19 protein-coding genes are annotated in these 17,732 nt (G+C 59.1%); 17 read left to right on the plus strand and 2 right to left on the minus strand.

The genetic code is table 11. The features are described 5' to 3' along the window. Positions 1-25 precede the first annotated feature (25 nt). From ACY8D3_RS03850 to der, 16 genes are all read left to right on the plus strand, one after another. Positions 26-1,240, plus strand: a complete 1,215-nt coding sequence (locus ACY8D3_RS03850) for an IscS subfamily cysteine desulfurase (RefSeq protein ID WP_462381787.1) — start codon at positions 26-28, stop codon at positions 1,238-1,240. Between the two features lie 31 nt (positions 1,241-1,271). Further along, positions 1,272-1,658, plus strand: coding sequence for a Fe-S cluster assembly scaffold IscU (gene iscU, locus ACY8D3_RS03855; RefSeq protein ID WP_462381789.1), 387 nt, complete (start codon positions 1,272-1,274; stop codon positions 1,656-1,658). A gap of 24 nt (positions 1,659-1,682) precedes the next feature. Next, the gene (gene iscA / locus ACY8D3_RS03860) at positions 1,683-2,006 is read left to right on the plus strand and encodes an iron-sulfur cluster assembly protein IscA (RefSeq protein ID WP_462381791.1); all 324 of its coding nucleotides are present in this window, start codon (positions 1,683-1,685) and stop codon (positions 2,004-2,006) included. 8 nt (positions 2,007-2,014) lie between these two features. Continuing rightward, complete coding sequence (gene hscB / locus ACY8D3_RS03865) at positions 2,015-2,536, plus strand: co-chaperone HscB (protein WP_462381792.1); 522 nt, start codon at positions 2,015-2,017, stop codon at positions 2,534-2,536. Positions 2,537-2,575: 39 nt separating this feature from the next. Continuing rightward, on the plus strand, positions 2,576-4,441 hold the full coding sequence (gene hscA, locus ACY8D3_RS03870; protein ID WP_462381794.1) for a Fe-S protein assembly chaperone HscA: 1,866 nt from the start codon (positions 2,576-2,578) through the stop codon (positions 4,439-4,441). Further along, the gene (fdx, locus tag ACY8D3_RS03875) at positions 4,442-4,780 is read left to right on the plus strand and encodes an ISC system 2Fe-2S type ferredoxin (protein ID WP_462381795.1); all 339 of its coding nucleotides are present in this window, start codon (positions 4,442-4,444) and stop codon (positions 4,778-4,780) included. 15 nt (positions 4,781-4,795) lie between these two features. Further along, positions 4,796-4,996: a Fe-S cluster assembly protein IscX gene (iscX, locus tag ACY8D3_RS03880; RefSeq protein ID WP_462381797.1), complete on the plus strand. Its 201-nt coding sequence runs from the start codon at positions 4,796-4,798 to the stop codon at positions 4,994-4,996. 87 nt (positions 4,997-5,083) lie between these two features. Then, a complete protein-coding gene (ndk, locus tag ACY8D3_RS03885) occupies positions 5,084-5,515 on the plus strand; it encodes a nucleoside-diphosphate kinase (protein WP_462381799.1) in 432 nt (143 codons plus the stop codon). Between the two features lie 18 nt (positions 5,516-5,533). Further along, the gene (gene rlmN / locus ACY8D3_RS03890) at positions 5,534-6,676 is read left to right on the plus strand and encodes a dual-specificity RNA methyltransferase RlmN (protein ID WP_462381801.1); all 1,143 of its coding nucleotides are present in this window, start codon (positions 5,534-5,536) and stop codon (positions 6,674-6,676) included. A gap of 14 nt (positions 6,677-6,690) precedes the next feature. Next, the gene (gene pilW / locus ACY8D3_RS03895) at positions 6,691-7,455 is read left to right on the plus strand and encodes a type IV pilus biogenesis/stability protein PilW (protein ID WP_462381803.1); all 765 of its coding nucleotides are present in this window, start codon (positions 6,691-6,693) and stop codon (positions 7,453-7,455) included. Then, positions 7,452-8,468 carry a RodZ domain-containing protein gene (locus ACY8D3_RS03900; RefSeq protein ID WP_462381805.1) on the plus strand — a complete coding sequence of 339 codons (1,017 nt, stop codon included), beginning with the start codon at positions 7,452-7,454 and terminating at the stop codon, positions 8,466-8,468. Before pilW ends, ACY8D3_RS03900 begins: the two co-directional genes overlap by 4 nt. Before the next feature lie 7 nt (positions 8,469-8,475). Continuing rightward, positions 8,476-9,588 (plus strand): flavodoxin-dependent (E)-4-hydroxy-3-methylbut-2-enyl-diphosphate synthase, encoded by a 1,113-nt coding sequence (ispG, locus tag ACY8D3_RS03905; protein WP_462381807.1) that lies wholly within the window; start codon positions 8,476-8,478, stop codon positions 9,586-9,588. A 12-nt stretch (positions 9,589-9,600) separates the two neighbouring features. Continuing rightward, positions 9,601-10,890, plus strand: a complete 1,290-nt coding sequence (gene hisS, locus ACY8D3_RS03910; RefSeq protein WP_462381809.1) for a histidine--tRNA ligase — start codon at positions 9,601-9,603, stop codon at positions 10,888-10,890. 27 nt (positions 10,891-10,917) lie between these two features. Then, entirely contained in the window at positions 10,918-11,556 is a 639-nt protein-coding gene (locus ACY8D3_RS03915) for a tetratricopeptide repeat protein (protein ID WP_462381811.1), read from the plus strand. After that, positions 11,549-12,697, plus strand: a complete 1,149-nt coding sequence (bamB, locus tag ACY8D3_RS03920; RefSeq protein WP_462384229.1) for an outer membrane protein assembly factor BamB — start codon at positions 11,549-11,551, stop codon at positions 12,695-12,697. Before ACY8D3_RS03915 ends, bamB begins: the two co-directional genes overlap by 8 nt. A 108-nt stretch (positions 12,698-12,805) precedes the next feature. Beyond that, complete coding sequence (der, locus tag ACY8D3_RS03925; protein WP_462381813.1) at positions 12,806-14,287, plus strand: ribosome biogenesis GTPase Der; 1,482 nt, start codon at positions 12,806-12,808, stop codon at positions 14,285-14,287. Positions 14,288-14,332: 45 nt separating this feature from the next. Here the strand turns inward: der and cysE are convergent, their stop codons facing one another. Then, positions 14,333-15,121, minus strand: coding sequence for a serine O-acetyltransferase (gene cysE, locus ACY8D3_RS03930; RefSeq protein WP_462384231.1), 789 nt, complete (start codon positions 15,119-15,121; stop codon positions 14,333-14,335). Positions 15,122-15,309: 188 nt separating this feature from the next. On the opposite strand from cysE, the gene ACY8D3_RS03935 reads away from it, so the two are divergent. After that, positions 15,310-16,458 (plus strand): pyridoxal phosphate-dependent aminotransferase, encoded by a 1,149-nt coding sequence (locus ACY8D3_RS03935; RefSeq protein WP_462381815.1) that lies wholly within the window; start codon positions 15,310-15,312, stop codon positions 16,456-16,458. A gap of 51 nt (positions 16,459-16,509) precedes the next feature. Here ACY8D3_RS03935 and ACY8D3_RS03940 read toward each other — a convergent pair whose 3' ends face one another. Next, the gene (locus ACY8D3_RS03940) at positions 16,510-17,568 is read right to left on the minus strand and encodes an NAD(P)-dependent alcohol dehydrogenase (RefSeq protein WP_462381817.1); all 1,059 of its coding nucleotides are present in this window, start codon (positions 17,566-17,568) and stop codon (positions 16,510-16,512) included. Positions 17,569-17,732: the final 164 nt, after the last annotated feature.

Consider the following 17,732-nt stretch of genomic DNA (forward strand, 5'->3'; position numbering starts at 1 on the left):
GCGCCAGCCTGATAGGAGAAGCTTCATGAAATCGCCAATTTATCTGGATTACTCCGCGACCACGCCGGTCGACCCGCGTGTCGCCAAGAAAATGATCGAGTGTCTCGAGATGGAGGGGAACTTCGGTAACCCCGCGTCCCGTTCGCACCTGTTCGGTTGGAAAGCGGAAGAGGCTGTCGAAAACGCCCGTCGTCAGGTGGCCGACCTGGTCAATGCTGACCCGCGTGAAATTGTCTGGACGTCGGGTGCCACCGAGTCCGACAACCTCGCTATCAAGGGCGTCGCTCATTTCTACGCTGGCAAGGGCAAACACATCATCACCTCCAAGATCGAGCACAAGGCGGTCCTGGATACGACTCGCCAGCTCGAACGTGAAGGCTTCGAGGTTACCTATCTCGATCCGGGCGAAGATGGGCTGATCACCCCCGCGATGGTTGAAGCCGCGCTGCGTGAAGACACCATCCTCGTTTCCATCATGCATGTGAACAACGAGATCGGCACGGTCAACGACATCGCTGCGATCGGTGAGCTCACACGATCGCGCGGCGTGCTCTTTCACGTCGATGCAGCGCAGTCCACGGGCAAGGTCGAGGTCGATCTTGATGCCCTGAAAGTGGACCTGATGTCATTCTCCGCGCATAAGACCTACGGCCCTAAAGGTATCGGCGCGCTTTACGTACGCCGCAAGCCGCGTGTTCGCCTCGAGGCGCAGATGCACGGTGGCGGCCATGAACGCGGTATGCGTTCCGGCACGCTGGCCACGCACCAGATCGTCGGCATGGGCGAAGCGTTCCGTATCGCGAAAGAAGAGATGGCCGAAGAGAATGCACGCGTCGCAGCGCTTCGCGACCGCTTCTTCAAGCATGTCGAAGACATGGAAGAGCTGTACGTGAACGGCAGCCTGACAGCCCGTGTGCCGCACAACCTGAACATCAGCTTCAACTTCGTCGAAGGTGAATCGCTGATCATGGCACTGAAGGACTTGGCCGTGTCTTCCGGGTCGGCTTGTACCTCTGCATCCCTTGAGCCTTCGTATGTATTGCGCGCCCTCGGCCGCAACGACGAACTGGCCCATAGCTCGATCCGCTTCACCTTCGGCCGTTTCACCACGAACGAAGAGGTCGACTATGCAGCCTCGAAGGTCCGCGATGCCGTGACCAAGCTCCGTGAATTGTCCCCGCTGTGGGATATGTATAAAGAGGGCGTCGATCTTTCGGCGGTCGAATGGCAAGCGCACTGACGCTGCCACTGATGAGTGAGGATAGATAACCATGGCATATAGCGAAAAGGTCATCGACCACTACGAGAACCCCCGTAACGTAGGCAAGATGGATTCGGCCGATCCTGATGTTGGTACCGGCATGGTCGGCGCGCCGGCGTGCGGTGACGTCATGCGCTTGCAGATCAAAGTAAACGAGCAGGGCGTAATCGAAGACGCCAAGTTCAAGACCTACGGCTGCGGCTCTGCCATTGCGTCCAGTTCGCTCGCCACCGAGTGGATGAAGGGCAAGACGCTTGAAGAGGCAGCGTTGATCAAGAACACGACCATCGCCGAAGAGCTGGCGCTGCCGCCAGTCAAGATCCACTGCTCCGTTCTGGCCGAAGACGCCATCAAGGCGGCAGTAGAGGATTACAAGAAAAAGAAAGGGTTGGTTTGACCTGAAATTGCGAGGAGGCTTTCCATGGCTGTCAGCATGACCGACGCCGCTGCCCAGCACATTCGGCGTTCACTCGAAGGACGCGGCAAGGGCGAAGGTATCCGCTTGGGTGTCCGCACGACGGGTTGCTCCGGGTTGGCCTACGTACTTGAATTTGTCGATGAAGTGGCAAGCGAAGATCAGGTTTTCGAAAGCCATGGTGTAAAGGTCATCATTGACCCCAAAAGCCTCGTCTACATCGACGGTACCGAGCTCGACTTCGTCCGCGAAGGGTTGAACGAAGGGTTCAAGTTCAACAACCCGAACGTTCGCGGCGAGTGTGGCTGCGGTGAAAGCTTCAATGTGTGAGGTCCGACATGGGTAGCCCCTGTCACTTTGCGCTGTTCGATCTCAAGCCTACCTTTCTCGTCGATCTCGATGCGTTGGCGGTGCGCTACCGTGAGCTCGCTCGATCCGTGCATCCTGACAAGTTTGCAGATGCAGCGGAGAGCGAGAAGCGGCAGTCGCTCGAACGCGCGGCCAGCCTCAATGAGGCGTATCAGGTCCTGAAGAGTCCGCCTCGGCGCGCGCTCTATCTGCTCACGATGCAGGGGCGGGACGTTCCGCTCGAGGCGACTGTGCAGGATCCAGAGTTTCTCATGCAGCAAATGCAATGGCGCGAGGAGCTCGAGGATCTACAGGATCAGGCGGACCTGGATGGGGTCGCTCGATTCAAGCGGCGGCTCAAGTCTGATCAAGCCAGCCTCAACGAAGCTTTCGCAGCCTGTTGGGATGATCCCGAGCGCCTGGCTGACGCCGAGAAACTCATGCGTCGCATGCAGTTCCTGGAAAAGCTGACGCAGGAAGTCCGGCAGCTCGAAGAGCGTCTCGACGACTAACCCGCACTGCAGCGCAGTGCGCCGAATACGCAGGTAAGCATGGCTCTTCTGCAAATTTCCGAGCCCGGCCAGGCACCCCGCCCTCATCAGCGGCGCTTAGCAGTGGGTATCGACCTAGGTACAACCAATTCGTTAGTGGCTGCCGTTCGCAGCGGCCTGAGCGAGCCCCTGTCGGACGAGCAGGGCGAAATCATTTTGCCGTCGGTGGTGCGCTACCACGGCGATCGCGTCGAAGTCGGTGCCGCCGCCAAGGCGGCTGCCTCGACTGACCCCTTCAATACCATTGCATCGGTCAAGCGGCTGATGGGGCGCGGCCTTGCCGATGTGACTCAGCTTGGTGAGCAACTGCCTTATCGCTTTGTCGAGGGCGGCTCACATATGCCCTTCATCGATACGGCGGCGGGCCAAAAGAGCCCAGTCGAAGTGTCAGCCGATATTCTCAAGGTGCTTCGCCAGCGCGCTGAAGCCACACTTGGTGGCGATCTGGTCGGCGCCGTCATCACGGTGCCGGCCTATTTTGATGACTCGCAGCGGCAGGCTACCAAAGACGCGGCGCGTCTCGCCGGGCTCAATGTTCTACGTCTGCTCAACGAGCCGACAGCCGCTGCAGTGGCGTACGGCTTGGACCAGGAAGCGGAAGGCCTGGTTGCCATCTACGATCTGGGTGGCGGCACCTTCGATATCTCGATACTGCGGCTGAGCCGGGGCGTGTTCGAAGTGTTGGCGACAGGTGGCGACAGTGCGCTAGGTGGTGACGATTTTGACCATGCGATTGCAGGCTGGATCATTACACAAGCGGGTGCTTCATCGGATCTTTCGCCTGCACAGCAACGCGAATTGCTCAAAGTGGCATGCGATGCCAAGGAAGCGTTGTCCGCTACGGATGCAGTCGAGGTGAGTTTCGGCGGCTGGACAGGTCGGCTGGACCTGAATCAGTTTCATGAGCTGATCGAGCCGTTGCTGGCGCGCAGCCTCAAGGCCTGTCGTCGTGCCGTTCGCGATGCAAACATTGAGATCGAAGAGATCGGAGCCGTCGTCATGGTCGGTGGCTCGACGCGCGTGCCCCGCGTACGGCAGGTGGTCGGTGAGCTGTTCGGCCGTGAGCCACTCACCAACATCGATCCTGATCAGGTAGTCGCCATCGGGGCGGCAATCCAGGCGGATCTGCTGGTTGGTAACAAGCGTGACGGTGGTGAGTTGCTTCTGTTGGACGTCATTCCATTGTCGCTCGGTCTTGAGACCATGGGCGGACTAATGGAAAAGGTCATTCCTCGCAACACGACAATACCCGTTGCGCGTGGGCAGGAGTTCACGACCTACCGGGATGGGCAGACTGCGATGATGATCCATGTCCTTCAGGGTGAGCGAGAGCTCGTCAAGGATGCGCGGTCTCTGGCTCGCTTCGAACTGCGGGGCATTCCGCCGATGGTGGCCGGTGCGGCTAAGATTCGCGTGACATTCCAAGTGGATGCCGATGGTCTGCTAAGCGTTTCAGCGCGCGAGCTCGCGTCTGGAGTCGAGGCAAGCGTCGAGGTCAAGCCATCCTATGGCCTCACCGACAGCGAGATATCCCAAATGCTTCAGGATTCGTTTGCCAACGCAGGCGAAGATAAGAACGCGCGTGTATTGCGCGAGCAGCAGGTGGAGGCTCAGCGCTTGCTGGAGGCAGTTGCAGGTGCGCTCGCGGCAGACGGCGAGCGACTGCTAAGTTCAGAAGAGCGCGCCGCGATCGAGATGCAGATGAATGAGCTACAAGCGCTTATCGAGTCATCCAATGCGGAGGCGCTTGAAATCCAGACAAAGCGTCTGTCGCAGATTACGGACGCGTTTGCCGCTCGCCGAATGAATGAATCGGTCAGGACCGCGCTTGCCGGTCGCAATGTGAATGAAGTTGAGGATCACTGAATGCCCCAAATCGTCTTTCTACCCCATCCGGACCATTGCCCGGACGGCGCGGTGATCGAAGCAAATGAGGGAGAGAGCGTTCTGAATGCCGCCCTTCGTAATGACATCGATATCGAGCATGCCTGTGAAAAATCCTGCGCATGTACTACGTGTCACGTCGTGATTCGCGAAGGCTTCGGTTCGATGGAGCCCTCGGACGAACTCGAAGACGACATGCTGGACAAGGCCTGGGGCCTTGAGCCGCAGTCGCGCCTTTCCTGTCAGGCGATGGTGGGCAAGCAGGACCTCGTGGTCGAGATTCCGAAGTACACGATCAATCAGGTGTCGGAAGGCCACTGACGGAAGGAGTCGAAGATGGCATTGAAGTGGGCGGATGTGCTCGAGATTGCGTTGGCCCTGGCTGAATCCAAGCCTGACGTCGATCCGCGTTATGTGAACTTCGTAGACCTGCACCGCTGGATCATTGCATTGCCGGATTTCGAGGACGATCCCTCCCGAGGAGGTGAGAAGGTTCTCGAAGCCGTGCAGGCGACCTGGATCGAGGAGATGGACTGACCGACCTTGAGTCCTCGCAATTGATCTGAACCCGCGTATAATTCGCGGGTTTAATTTTTCGTTTAATCCTATTTTTCGGAGCACCCAATGGCTGTCGAACGCACCCTTTCCATCATCAAGCCCGATGCTGTTAGCAAGAACGTCATCGGCGAGATCCTGTCTCGCTTCGAAAAGGCCGGCCTGCGCGTCGTTGCTTCGAAGATGGTGCAGCTGTCCGAGCGCGAAGCCGGCGGTTTCTATGCCGAGCACAAAGAGCGTCCTTTCTTCAAGGATTTGGTTGCGTTCATGACGTCCGGCCCTGTCGTTGTGCAGGTGCTCGAAGGTGAAGGCTCCATCCTGAAAAACCGTGAGCTGATGGGCGCTACCGACCCGAAGAAGGCCGACGCTGGCACCATTCGCGCCGACTTCGCCGTTTCCATCGACGAGAACGCAGTTCATGGTTCGGACTCCGAAGCGTCTGCTGCTCGCGAAATCTCGTACTTCTTCGCCTCCACCGAGGTGTGTGCCCGCATCCGTTGATGCCGAGCAGGTGATTCCATGACACAGACAGCCGGAAAGACCAATCTGCTGGGCCTGACCCAGCCGCAGATGGAGCAATTCTTCGAGTCCATCGGAGAAAAGCGCTTTCGCGCCGGTCAGGTCATGAAGTGGATTCACCACTTTGGCGTCGATGATTTCGATGCCATGAGCAATCTTGGCAAGGCCTTGCGCGAAAAGCTCAAGGCCTGTGCCGAGATTCGCGGACCAGAGGTCGTGAGTGAGGACATCTCCAGTGATGGCACACGCAAGTGGGTCGTTCGGGTGGCGTCCGGCAGCTGCGTCGAAACGGTCTATATTCCTCAGGCAGGCCGGGGCACCCTCTGTGTGTCATCCCAGGCCGGCTGCTCGCTCGATTGCAGCTTCTGCTCGACGGGCAAACAAGGTTTCAATAGCGATCTGACGGCGGCCGAAGTCATCGGCCAGGTCTGGATCGCCAACAAGTCTTTCGGGACGGTGCCCGCCAAGATTGACCGCGCCATTACCAATGTGGTGATGATGGGCATGGGCGAGCCGTTGCTGAACTATGACAACGTGCTGGCGGCCATGAGCATCATGATGGATGACCTTGGCTACGGTATCTCCAAGCGCAAGGTCACGCTTTCGACGTCTGGCGTGGCACCGATGATCGATCGACTCGGGGGCGATATCGACGTCTCATTAGCGCTGTCGCTGCATGCGCCCAATGACGAACTGCGCAACAAGCTTGTTCCGATCAACCGCAAGTATCCGCTAGCGGTAGTCCTGGAGGCCTGTAAGCGTTACATCGCGCGTCTGGGTGAGAAGCGAGTACTGACTATTGAATATACGCTTCTCAAGGATGTGAACGATCAGCCAGAGCACGCCGAACAGATGGTTGCTCTGTTGGCAAAGATCCCATGCAAGATCAATCTGATCCCGTTCAATCCGTTTCCTTTCTCCGGCTATGAGCGTCCCAGCAATAATGCAATTCGTCGCTTTCAAGACTTGCTGCATAAGGCCGGACATAACGTGACAGTTCGGACCACGCGCGGTGATGACATCGACGCGGCGTGTGGGCAGCTGGTAGGGCAGGTAATGGACCGTACCCGCCGTAGCGAGCGCTATATTGCCGTGCGCCAATTGAGCAGCGAGCCATCCGGCCACGTCGCTGGTAGCAACTGACAGAGAGGATGTTCATGAAGGCGCGCGTGGTACTGCTCTTTTTGCTATCGGGGATCCTGTCTGCGTGCGTCAGTTCAGGTCAGGTCAATCCGCTGGAGACGCAGAAGGGCCGCAGTGAAGCACGCGATGCCTACATTCAGCTCGGCATCGGCTATCTACAAAAGGGCTACACCGAGCGGGCAAAGGCTCCGCTTTCGGAAGCCCTCAAGATCGATTCGCGTAATGCCGATGCGCACGCAGCGCTCGCACTGGTCTTCCAGACTGAGGCCGAGCCCAATCTGGCCGACAAGCACTACCGTGAAGCCCTGTCTTCACGCCCGCGCGATGCCCGCATCCTGAACAACTATGGCAGTTTCCTGTTCGAGCAGAAGCGATACCAGGAAGCCCTCGAGCGCTTCGAACGGGCCTCAGAAGACACGCTTTACGGTGAGCGGTCACGCGTGTTCGAGAATCTGGGTATGACTGCCCTCGCGCTTGGTCATCGTGACCAGGCAAAGGACTACTTCGCACGCACGCTCCGGATGAATCGGCAGCAACCCAGGGCGCTGCTTGAGATGGCTGTGCTCTCCTACGAGGATCGCGAATTCGTCCCGGCGCGTGGCTATTTCGAACGCTATAGTCAAATCTCCGGGCAACAGACGGCGCGTAGCTTGCTGCTCGGCATTCGTTTGGCAAACATCTTTGACGATCGCGATACGGCCGCCAGCTACGGCTTGCAGCTCAAGCGACTCTACCCCGGTTCGCCGGAGTACCAGGCCTATCTATCGGAGCAACGATGAAACCGGCGCAAACCGAGACGCTTGCGGGGAGCCGCAATCCGGGCGAGACCTTGCGCAATGCGCGCGAGGCAAGAGGCGTAACGACGGCAGAAGCCGCTCGACAGCTAAATTTGACGGAAACTTCCGTACACCACATCGAAGCCGGAGCCTTCGATCGTCTCCCTGGTCATACATTCGCGCGCGGCTATGTCCGGGCATACGCAAAGCTGCTGGGCCTGGATCAGGCCGACATCGTGCGCGAATTCGACCAATTCACGGGTACAAACGCTAGCGGTGCTGCGGTGCATAGCCTTGGACGTATCGAGGAACCTTCGAGGCTTTCCCAAAACCTGTTACGACTCGTGAGCTTCGGTTTGCTGCTATTGCTTTGCCTGGCTGGTTTCTTTTGGTGGCAAGAGCAGGGCAATGGCGTTGCACGCGACGCATCGGGCCGAATCGGTATGGAACATGTCGAGGTCGATGGTGCCGACGGCAAGACCGAAATTCATACGCTCGATGAGCCCGAAGACCAAGCGGTCATCGACGCTCAAGCGCCTGAAGGCGAGCCTACGGTGGCGGCGCCTTCGGTTGATTCTGGCGAGAACGACGAAGGTGGCAGTGAGTTGCCTTTGCAGCCGCAGGGTGCCTCCACGGAAACCCTGCCCCAGGCGCCTCAATCATCTTCCGGTACCAGCGCCGAGCAGCCTACGGAGCAAACGCCAGCGACGCCTGCCCAATCGGCTCCGGCTGCTCCACAGCAGCCGAACGCTTCCGCAGCTGCTCCGGCAGCCGGCCAGGGCATGGTGAGGATCAGCTTCACAGCGGACTGCTGGACGCAGGTCACTGATGCGGATGGGAAGACATTGTCGAGCCGGCTGCAACGTCAGGGTGACGTGCTTGAGTTGACCGGGCGAGCGCCGCTCCGTGTCCGCCTTGGCTATGCTCGAGGCGCCGAGGTTACCTATAACGGTCAGGCTGTCGATGTGATGTCGCGCGCCCGTGGCCAAACCGCAACCCTCACGCTGGGGCAATAGGGTATATATGCATTCCGAATCTCCTATCAAACGTCGCATATCGCGGAAGATCTGGGTCGGTTCGGTTCCGGTGGGCGGCGATGCGCCGATTGCCGTGCAGAGCATGACCAATACCGAGACGTGTGACGTCGACGCCACTGTCGCGCAGATCCAGCGGCTGGAGCAGGCTGGGGCGGATATCGTTCGTGTATCCGTGCCTGACATGGACGCTGCCGAAGCCTTTGGGCGTATCAAGCAGCGCGTTCAGGTCCCACTCGTTGCAGATATTCACTTCGACTACAAGATCGCGTTACGTGTGGCTGAGCTTGGCGTCGATTGTCTGCGGATCAACCCAGGCAACATTGGCCGCGAAGACCGGGTGCGTGCCGTCGTGGACGCGGCGCGGGATAAAGGTATTCCAATTCGTATCGGCGTGAATGCCGGTTCGCTCGAGAAAGATTTGCAGAAGAAGTATGGCGAGCCCACACCGGAAGCCCTACTTGAGTCTGCAATGCGCCATGTCGAGCATCTCGATAGGCTCGACTTTCAGGATTACAAGGTCAGCGTGAAGGCGAGTGACGTATTCATGGCCGTCGCCGCCTACCGATTGCTGGCCAAGCAGATTGAGCAGCCTCTGCATCTGGGGATCACGGAAGCCGGTGGGCTGCGCTCTGGCACGGTAAAGTCGGCTGTTGGGCTTGGGATGTTGCTGGCCGAAGGTATCGGCGACACCATACGCATCTCGCTCGCTGCCGATCCGGTCGAAGAGATCAAGGTTGGCTTCGATATCCTGAAATCGTTGAGGCTCCGTTCTCGGGGTATCAACTTCATTGCCTGTCCAAGCTGCTCTCGGCAAAACTTCGACGTCGTCAAGACCATGAATGACCTCGAAGGTCGGCTCGAAGACCTGCTGGTGCCAATGGACGTAGCGGTTATCGGCTGCGTAGTGAACGGGCCAGGTGAGGCGAAGGAAGCCCACATCGGTCTCACGGGCGGTACGCCGAACAATCTGGTGTACGTCGACGGCAAGCCCGCACAGAAACTCAACAACGAAAATCTGGTGGATGAGCTCGAGCAACTGATTCGCCGCAAGGCGGCTGAGAAGGCCGAAGCCGACGCCTCCCTCATTGCGCGCGGCTGATAAGGAATATTCGTGAGCAAGACGTTGCAAGCCATTCGCGGGATGAATGACATCCTGCCTGAACAGACACCCGCCTGGCGTTATCTCGAGTCTACGTTCGCGTCCCTGCTGGATGCCTACGGTTATCGGGAAATCCGACTCCCTATCCTCGAGTTCACCGAGCTGTTCGCCCGCGGGATTGGCGAAGGTACGGATGTGGTCGACAAGGAGATGTACACCTTCCGCGATCGCAATGATGAGTCGCTGACACTGCGTCCCGAGGGTACAGCGGGCACTGTGCGCGCCGTGCTCGAGCACGGTATGACGGGCGGTGGGCAAGTCCAGAAGCTTTGGTATACCGGCCCGATGTTTCGCTACGAGAAGCCCCAGAAGGGTCGCTATCGTCAATTCCACCAGATCGGCGTAGAGGTCTTCAACCTGCCGGGGCCGGACATCGACGCCGAGCTTATCGCGCTGACATGGCGGCTGTGGAAACGTCTGGGTTTAGCCGACTCGGTTAGCCTCCAGTTGAACAGCCTGGGGTCGAGTGACGCGCGTGCCGTTTATCGCGACGCCCTTGTGGCTTACCTGCAGGAGCGTTTCGACCAGCTGGACGAAGACAGTCAGCGCCGTCTGACGACCAATCCGCTGCGCATCCTCGATAGCAAAAACGCCACGACACAGGCCCTGCTTGCGGATGCACCCACGCTGGCTGACTACCTTGACGAAGAATCCAAGGCGCATTTCGAGGGGCTCAAGGCTCGCCTCGATGCGATGGGCATCAAGTACGAAATCAATTCCAAGCTCGTTCGTGGTCTGGACTACTACGGCCGGACGGTGTTTGAGTGGGTCACCGACAAACTCGGTGCTCAGGGCACCGTATGTGCCGGCGGCCGATATGACGGACTGATCTCTCAGTTCGGTGGCAAGCCTACACCTGGCGTAGGTTTCGCCATGGGTGTTGAGCGTCTGGTGTTGCTGCTGGAAACACTCGACCTGATCCCCAGCGAGCTCAATGCCCCCGCGCATGCCTACCTTCTGGCGTTTGGCGAAGCGGCGGAGCAGGCGGGTATAGCCTTGGCCGAGCGCCTGAGGGACGAGGTTCCCGACTTGCGGCTCCTGGTCAATGCCGGCGGGGGCAGTTTCAAGAGCCAGTTCAAGAAGGCTGACAAGAGTGGCGCTGCCTACGCACTGATTCTCGGGGACGACGAGCTGGCCACTCGCGTGATAGGTTGCAAACCGCTTCGCCACGATGGCGAGCAACAGACAATTGCCTGGGATGCGCTTTCCGCGCATCTGGCGGCCTGCCTCGAGCAGGCTTGAGAAAACCCGCAGGAGTAACGGATCAAGATGCAAACGGAAGACGATCAGCTCGCGCAGTTGAAAGAATGGTGGCAGCGCAACGGCAAGCCCCTGGTCTTCGGCGCTATCGTGGCTCTGGCTGCGGTAACTGGCTGGCAAGCCTGGCAGAAGCACAAAGCCAATCAGGAGCAGGGCGCTTCCTATCTCTATCAGCAGTTGGTAGAGGCTGCGCTGGTACCGAATGGACAACCTGACGTCGCCAAGGTGAGCGCGCTGGGTGCGGATCTGAATGATCAGTATTCTGGAACGGCGTATGCGCAATATGGAAAGCTTTTCGTGGCGAAGGTTGCCGTTGAAGAAGGAAAGCTCGATGACGCCGTTTCGGAACTGCGCTCGGTCGTCGACAAACCGGTAACTGAAGAACTGGGCGAGCTGGCTCGGCAGCGCCTCGCTCGCATTCTGAGCGCACAAGGCAAGACGGACGAAGCGCTCTCGTTGCTTGATGGCAGGGCGCCCAAGGGTTTTGCCGCTGGCCGGGAAGAGCTGCGCGGTGACCTGCTGGTTCGGCTCAACCGTAACGACGACGCATTGGCTGCCTATCAGAAGGCCCGTGATGCGCTTGCTGACGAAGCCGCCGTCGGCGGTCTCCAGATGAAACTCGATGACCTTGCAAAAGGGGATGCGTGACGTGATGCGTTTCAAGAATTTCGCACTCTGCGCCCTAGCCGCGCTGGTCGTTGGCTGCAGCAGCAATACCAAGGAGCTGCCGCCAGCCGAGCTGCCCAAGTTCCAGCCGGAGGTACAGCTCGAGAAGCAGTGGAGCCGCTCCATTGGTGATGGTCAAGGTGACACGTACAACATGCTCACGCCAGCGGTCGAAGGCGAGAACATCTATGCAGCGGATATTGACGGCCGTGTGATGTCGATGGACCGCACGACAGGCAAGGTGAACTGGCGCAAGGACACCAAGCTTCGCGTCTCCGGTGGCGTTGGCATCGGCGCCGGTGAGGTGCTTCTCGGCACGCTCGACGGTGAGGTGGTCGCGCTTGATGCCGATAATGGTGAAGAGCGCTGGCGCGCACGGGTTCCGAGTGAAGTGCTCGCTGCTCCGTCGAGCAATGGTGACGTCGTTATCGTCCAAACCCAGGACGATCAGATTGTCGCACTGGAAGCTGGCACCGGCACGCAACGCTGGATCTTCGCCAATACGCCGGCCGTGCTTACCCTGCGTGGAACGGGTTCCCCAGTCGTGACCAGCCAGCTTGCGATTGCAGGTTTGTCTTCCGGTCGCGTTATCGCGCTCGATACTCAGCGTGGTTTGCCCGTATGGGAGCAGACCATCGCTGTGCCGACCGGTCGTTCCGAGCTGGAGCGTATGGTCGACATTGATGGCGAGATGCTCCAGTCCGGTAGTACGCTTTATGTCGTGACCTACCAGGGCCGGCTTGCAGCGCTTGACCTGAACTCGGGGCGTATCCTCTGGCAGCGCGAAGCTTCAAGCTACAATAGCCTCGCTCAAGGATATGGCAGCATCTACCTAAGCGAAGCGGACGGCAAGGTGTCAGGTATCGATGAGGCGTCCACCTCCGCCTTGTGGAGCAACGACCAGTTGGCTCGTCGTCAGGTATCGGCTCCTGCGGTGTTCTCAAGCTACGTCGCCGTCGGTGACTATGAAGGTTATCTACACCTGCTCAGCCAAGTAGATGGTCGTTTCGTTGGCCGTGTTCGCGTAGATCGGAATGGCCTGCGGGCCCGCCCTGTCGTTGTCGGTGACTGGCTCTATGCGTACGGCAACGGTGGCGAACTGGCGGCCTATACGCTTCGTTAATTTACTCGCACGACAGGCGAGCGGCATGTGTGCCGACTGCTTGAATGTACGGCCGCTGCGTAAGCAGCGGCCGTCGTGTTTCCTGGATTCAAATTCTGGAGGAGCCCCATGGTTCCCGTAATCGCCCTGGTGGGCCGCCCAAACGTCGGCAAATCGACACTGTTCAACCGCCTGACGAGAACCCGCGACGCGATTGTTGCCGAGTTCGCCGGGCTGACGCGCGATCGCCAGTACGGCGAGGCCAAATGGCAGGGTCGTACGTACATCGTCGTCGACACCGGCGGTATCTCTGGCGATGAGGAAGGCATCGACGCCAAGATGGCCGAGCAGTCGCTACAGGCGATCGAGGAAGCCGATGCCGTGCTGTTCATGGTCGATTCTCGTGCATGCCTGACAGCAGCTGATCAGATGATTGCCGAGCACCTGCGTCGTCGTAACAAGCGCTGCTTCCTGGTGGCCAACAAGGTGGATACGGTCGACCCTGACATCGCGCGCGCCGAATTCAGCGTGTTGGGTTTGGGAGACGCGATTCCGATCGCGGCTGCGCACGGCCGCGGTGTGAGCCAGCTGCTTCAGGAAGCATTGGGTGTGTTTCCCAAGGATGATGATGCCCAAGAGCTTGGTGAGGACGGCGAAGAGCCCGAAATCGTTGCCGAAGGCCAGGAGATGGCACGCATTCCTGGGCCGAGTGAAAAGGACGGCATCAAAATCGGCATCATCGGGCGTCCCAATGTCGGCAAGTCCACCTTGGTCAACCGGATGCTTGGAGAAGAGCGGGTCATTGTCTATGACCAGGCTGGCACCACGCGCGACAGTATCTATATCCCGTTCGAGCGCGATGACGAGCGGTATACGCTGATCGACACGGCGGGCGTGCGTCGGCGTGGCAAGATCTTCGAAGCGGTCGAGAAGTTCTCGGTCGTAAAGACGCTCCAGGCGATTCAGGATGCGAACGTCGTCATCTTTGTCATGGATGCCAAGGAAGGGGTCGTCGACCACGATCTCAACCTGCTTGGCTTCGTGCTCGAAACAGGGCGTGCGCTGGTCATCGCGCTGAACAAGTGGGACGGCATGGAGCCAAGCCAGCGTGATTTCGTGAAGACCGAACTCGAACGCCGCCTGTTCTTCGTCGACTTCGCCAATATTCACTTCATATCAGCCAAGCACGGCACGGGTGTTGGGCACCTCTACAAATCCGTACAGGACTCGTTCCGTTCTGCAGTGACCCGCTGGCCCACGAGCCGGTTGACGCAGATTCTCGAAGACGCCGTGCAGGAACATCAGCCGCCGATGGTGAATGGCCGTCGCATCAAGCTGCGCTACGCTCACCTTGGTGGCGCCAACCCGCCACTTATCGTGATCCACGGCAATCAGGTCGATCAGGTCCCGCGGTCTTATACCCGTTACCTTGAGAACACTTATCGCCGCATACTGAAGCTGGTTGGTACGCCGATCCGTATCGAGTACAAGGGCGGCGACAACCCGTACGAAGGTCGTAAGAACAAGCTCACCGAACGCCAGGTGAACAAGAAGCGGCGCTTGATGAGTCACCACAAGAAGGCAGACAAGAAACGTCGCGACAAGCGCTGACGCTGCCAGGCGCACCGGCCGGGGTGCGCCGCTGACGTCCTTCGATCAGAGGTCCTGATCGAAGGACTGGTCCATGTCGAGTGCTGGCTGCGGGTGACGCGGTTTTCCCACTGCCCGCGCCGGATTGCCCACGACTGTCGTGTGAGGCTCCACTGGTTCGAGCACGACACTCCCGGCGCCGACCTTCGCGCCTTCCGCAATCTCGATGTTCCCCAGGATCTTCGCGCCAGCGCCAATCATCACGCCGCGACGCACCTTGGGGTGACGATCGCCGCAAACCTTGCCTGTTCCCCCCAGCGTTACGCCTTGAAGGATAGAGACATCATCCTCGATCACGGCCGTCTCGCCGATGACGATGCCTGTCCCGTGGTCGAACATGATCCCTTCCCCGATCCGGCTTGCAGGGTTGATATCGATGGCAAGCCGTTCATTGCATCGTGATTGGATGAACATGGCCAGCAAGCGGTGGCCGTCGCTGTGCAGCCGGTGCGCGAGGCGATAGGCCTGGAGTGCCAGAAAGCCTTTGGAGAAGAGGAACACTTCGAGCTTCGACTCGAACGCCGGATCGCGCGTAGTGCTGGCGTCGAGATCAGCCCAGGCGCTATTCGCGAGGCTTGGTGTCTGGCGATGTATCACCACGAAACGCTCGGCAAGGGTCTGAGCCTGCTCCGGTGTATTGGCGAGATTCCTGCCTATACGGTAGGCAAGCGCCGAACCCAGGTCGCTGTGAACCAGCACGGCCATTCGAAGTAGCTCGGTCAGCGCGGGTTCTGCGACGATGGCATGTTCGGCTTCGGTTCGAATGTCCTGCCACGCAGAAGAAAAGGGAGGCATTGCGTTCATGGACTTCGCTCCTTTGATGCACGTTCGCACAGAATAGGTCAGCTGGCAGTGGTGGCAAAGTCGTACTGACGGGTGCCGTATCGGTCATGAAGCCCCTATCCAGCGTCCTCGAAAGGCGGAGGGGAATTTGGGTATGCTGTCTGGCTTACCTGTTTCGAACGATTCCCGGACATTTCGCCATGATTGCCAGCAAGCTGCCGAATGTCGGCACTACCATCTTTACCACCATGTCCCAGTTAGCAGCCCAGACGGGTGCGATCAATTTGTCCCAGGGATTTCCCGATTTCGATGGGCCTGACGCCTTGCGCGAGGCTGTCGCTCGTCATGTGAATGCTGGCCACAACCAATATGCGCCGATGATCGGTCTGGGTGCGTTGCGTGAGCAGATCGCAGCGAAAGTGGCGCGCCTGCATGACCGCATGTTGGACGCCGAACACGAGATCACCGTGACTCCGGGGGCGACACAGGCCATTTATTGCGCGGTACAGGCCGTTGTCAGCGCAGGAGACGAGGTTATCGTGTTCGATCCCTGTTATGACAGCTATGAGCCTGCGGTCACGCTGGCTGGTGGGCGCTGCGTGCATGTACCGCTGTCGCCATCCGGGTTCGCCATAGATTGGGACGCGTTCGATGCTGCGCTTTCCGACCGGACGCGGCTGATTATCCTGAATACGCCGCACAACCCCAGCGGTGCACTGGTATCGCGTGAAGAACTGGATACGCTCGCGTCACGCCTGCGTGACCGGGACATCTACCTGGTCAGTGACGAGGTTTACGAGCATCTGGTGTTCGATGGTCACGCCCATGCAAGCGTGCTTGGCCATGAGGAGCTTTATGCAAGGGCATTCGTGGTCAGTTCGTTCGGAAAGACCTACCACGTTACGGGCTGGAAGACCGGCTATGTCGTAGCGCCGGCGCCGCTGTCACGGGAGTTGCGCAAGATTCACCAATACGTGAGTTTCTGTGGTGTGACGCCGCTGCAGCATGCACTTGCCGACTTCATGGCAGCGCACCCCGAACACGTTGATGAGCTTCCGGCGTTTTATCAGGCCAAGCGTGACCTGTTCTGCGATCTGCTTTCGCAGTCACGCTTTCGCTTCAAGCGCGCCGCGGGCACGTACTTCCAGGTTGTCGATTATTCAGCGATCCGGCCCGATCTCACGGATGTCGACATGGCGCACTGGTTGACCCGTGAGCATGGCGTCGCGGCGATACCGGTGTCCGTGTTCTATGAAACTGCGCCGCTGGGTCAGCGCCTCGTGCGTTTCTGCTTCGCCAAGCGTGAACAAACGTTGCGCGAGGCTGCGATGCGTCTTTCGGGGATCTGAGGGACAGGGGAAGAGCAGGGCGCCATTGCGGCCACCCTGCCTATGTGCAGATCAGGCCGCGTCTGCTTTCAAGGTCTTCATATCGATCACAAAGCGGTACTTCACATCGCTGCGCAGCATACGCTCGTAGGCATCGTTGATGTAGTCCATCGAGATTTCTTCGATGTCGGAGACGATGCCATGCTCGGCGCAGAAATCGAGCATCTCCTGTGTTTCAGCGATTCCGCCGATCAATGACCCGGCCAGGCGGCGACGCTTGAAGATTAAGCTGAATACTTCAGGAGATGGGTGCGGCGATTCAGGCGCGCCGACCAGTGTCATGGTGCCGTCACGCTTGAGAAGGCCGAGCAGCGCGTCGAGGCTGTGCGGCGCTGCGACGGTGTTCAATATGAAGTCGAAGCTGTTGGCATGAGCATTCATCTCGTCTTCGTTCTTCGAAACCACGACTTCAGCCGCGCCCAGGCGTAGTGCATCATCACGCTTGTTCGGTGAGGTGGTGAACAACACCACATGAGCGCCCATGGCTGCAGCGATCTTCACGGCCATGTGGCCGAGGCCGCCAAGGCCGACGACACCCACCTTGTGGCCGGGCTGGACGTTCCACTGCCGTAATGGCGAATAGGTTGTGATACCGGCGCAGAGCAGCGGTGCGACAGCCGCCAGGTTTTCGGTGTGGCGAATATGAAGGACGAACTTCTGATCGACGATGATGTTGTCCGAATACCCGCCGAATGTATTTTCGCCGCCAAAAACCGGACCGTTGTACGTGCCAGTGAATCCGTTCTCACAATATTGCTCGAGCCCTTCGCCACAGGACGCGCACTGCTGGCAGCTGTCGACCATGCAGCCGACACCGGCTACATCGCCGACCTTGAAAGCGCTGACGTTTGATCCGACGGCAGTCACCTTGCCTACGATTTCGTGGCCTGGGACCGAAGGGTAAAGCGTGTTCTTCCATTCGTTTCGAGCCGTATGCAGGTCCGAATGGCAAACCCCGCAGTACAGGATGTCGATCTGCACGTCCTCAGGGCCGATCTCGCGCCGTTCGAAGCGGTAGGGCGCCAGCGGCGAGTGTGCATCTTGCGCGGCGTAGCCGATTGTCATGGTCATATGGTGGTCCTTTCGGATAGCGGCTGGGTGAAGAAAGGGTAACGGGCGCAAGGGATCGGGCGATTGCACGATCCTGCCATGCTCTGGCCCAATGCTGTGCGGCCCGGTGCAGATGGGACTCGCTCAAGTACGTTTTGATCCTGCCGCCGGGCGCCAGCTGGTCC

It is taken from the genome of Pseudomonas sp. Marseille-QA0892, from assembly GCF_054950135.1.

What these genes read in the sequence shown, in the direction of transcription:
- ACY8D3_RS03850 (WP_462381787.1), top strand. Translation starts at nt 26, where the DNA reads ATGAAATCGCCAATTTATCTGGATTACTCCGCGACCACGCCGGTCGAC.
- iscU (WP_462381789.1), top strand. Translation starts at nt 1,272, where the DNA reads ATGGCATATAGCGAAAAGGTCATCGACCACTACGAGAACCCCCGTAAC.
- iscA (WP_462381791.1), top strand. Translation starts at nt 1,683, where the DNA reads ATGGCTGTCAGCATGACCGACGCCGCTGCCCAGCACATTCGGCGTTCA.
- hscB (WP_462381792.1), top strand. Translation starts at nt 2,015, where the DNA reads ATGGGTAGCCCCTGTCACTTTGCGCTGTTCGATCTCAAGCCTACCTTT.
- hscA (WP_462381794.1), top strand. Translation starts at nt 2,576, where the DNA reads ATGGCTCTTCTGCAAATTTCCGAGCCCGGCCAGGCACCCCGCCCTCAT.
- fdx (WP_462381795.1), top strand. Translation starts at nt 4,442, where the DNA reads ATGCCCCAAATCGTCTTTCTACCCCATCCGGACCATTGCCCGGACGGC.
- iscX (WP_462381797.1), top strand. Translation starts at nt 4,796, where the DNA reads ATGGCATTGAAGTGGGCGGATGTGCTCGAGATTGCGTTGGCCCTGGCT.
- ndk (WP_462381799.1), top strand. Translation starts at nt 5,084, where the DNA reads ATGGCTGTCGAACGCACCCTTTCCATCATCAAGCCCGATGCTGTTAGC.
- rlmN (WP_462381801.1), top strand. Translation starts at nt 5,534, where the DNA reads ATGACACAGACAGCCGGAAAGACCAATCTGCTGGGCCTGACCCAGCCG.
- pilW (WP_462381803.1), top strand. Translation starts at nt 6,691, where the DNA reads ATGAAGGCGCGCGTGGTACTGCTCTTTTTGCTATCGGGGATCCTGTCT.
- ACY8D3_RS03900 (WP_462381805.1), top strand. Translation starts at nt 7,452, where the DNA reads ATGAAACCGGCGCAAACCGAGACGCTTGCGGGGAGCCGCAATCCGGGC.
- ispG (WP_462381807.1), top strand. Translation starts at nt 8,476, where the DNA reads ATGCATTCCGAATCTCCTATCAAACGTCGCATATCGCGGAAGATCTGG.
- ACY8D3_RS03915 (WP_462381811.1), top strand. Translation starts at nt 10,918, where the DNA reads ATGCAAACGGAAGACGATCAGCTCGCGCAGTTGAAAGAATGGTGGCAG.
- bamB (WP_462384229.1), top strand. Translation starts at nt 11,549, where the DNA reads ATGCGTGACGTGATGCGTTTCAAGAATTTCGCACTCTGCGCCCTAGCC.
- der (WP_462381813.1), top strand. Translation starts at nt 12,806, where the DNA reads ATGGTTCCCGTAATCGCCCTGGTGGGCCGCCCAAACGTCGGCAAATCG.
- cysE (WP_462384231.1), bottom strand. Translation starts at nt 15,121, where the DNA reads ATGCCTCCCTTTTCTTCTGCGTGGCAGGACATTCGAACCGAAGCCGAA.
- ACY8D3_RS03935 (WP_462381815.1), top strand. Translation starts at nt 15,310, where the DNA reads ATGATTGCCAGCAAGCTGCCGAATGTCGGCACTACCATCTTTACCACC.
- ACY8D3_RS03940 (WP_462381817.1), bottom strand. Translation starts at nt 17,568, where the DNA reads ATGACCATGACAATCGGCTACGCCGCGCAAGATGCACACTCGCCGCTG.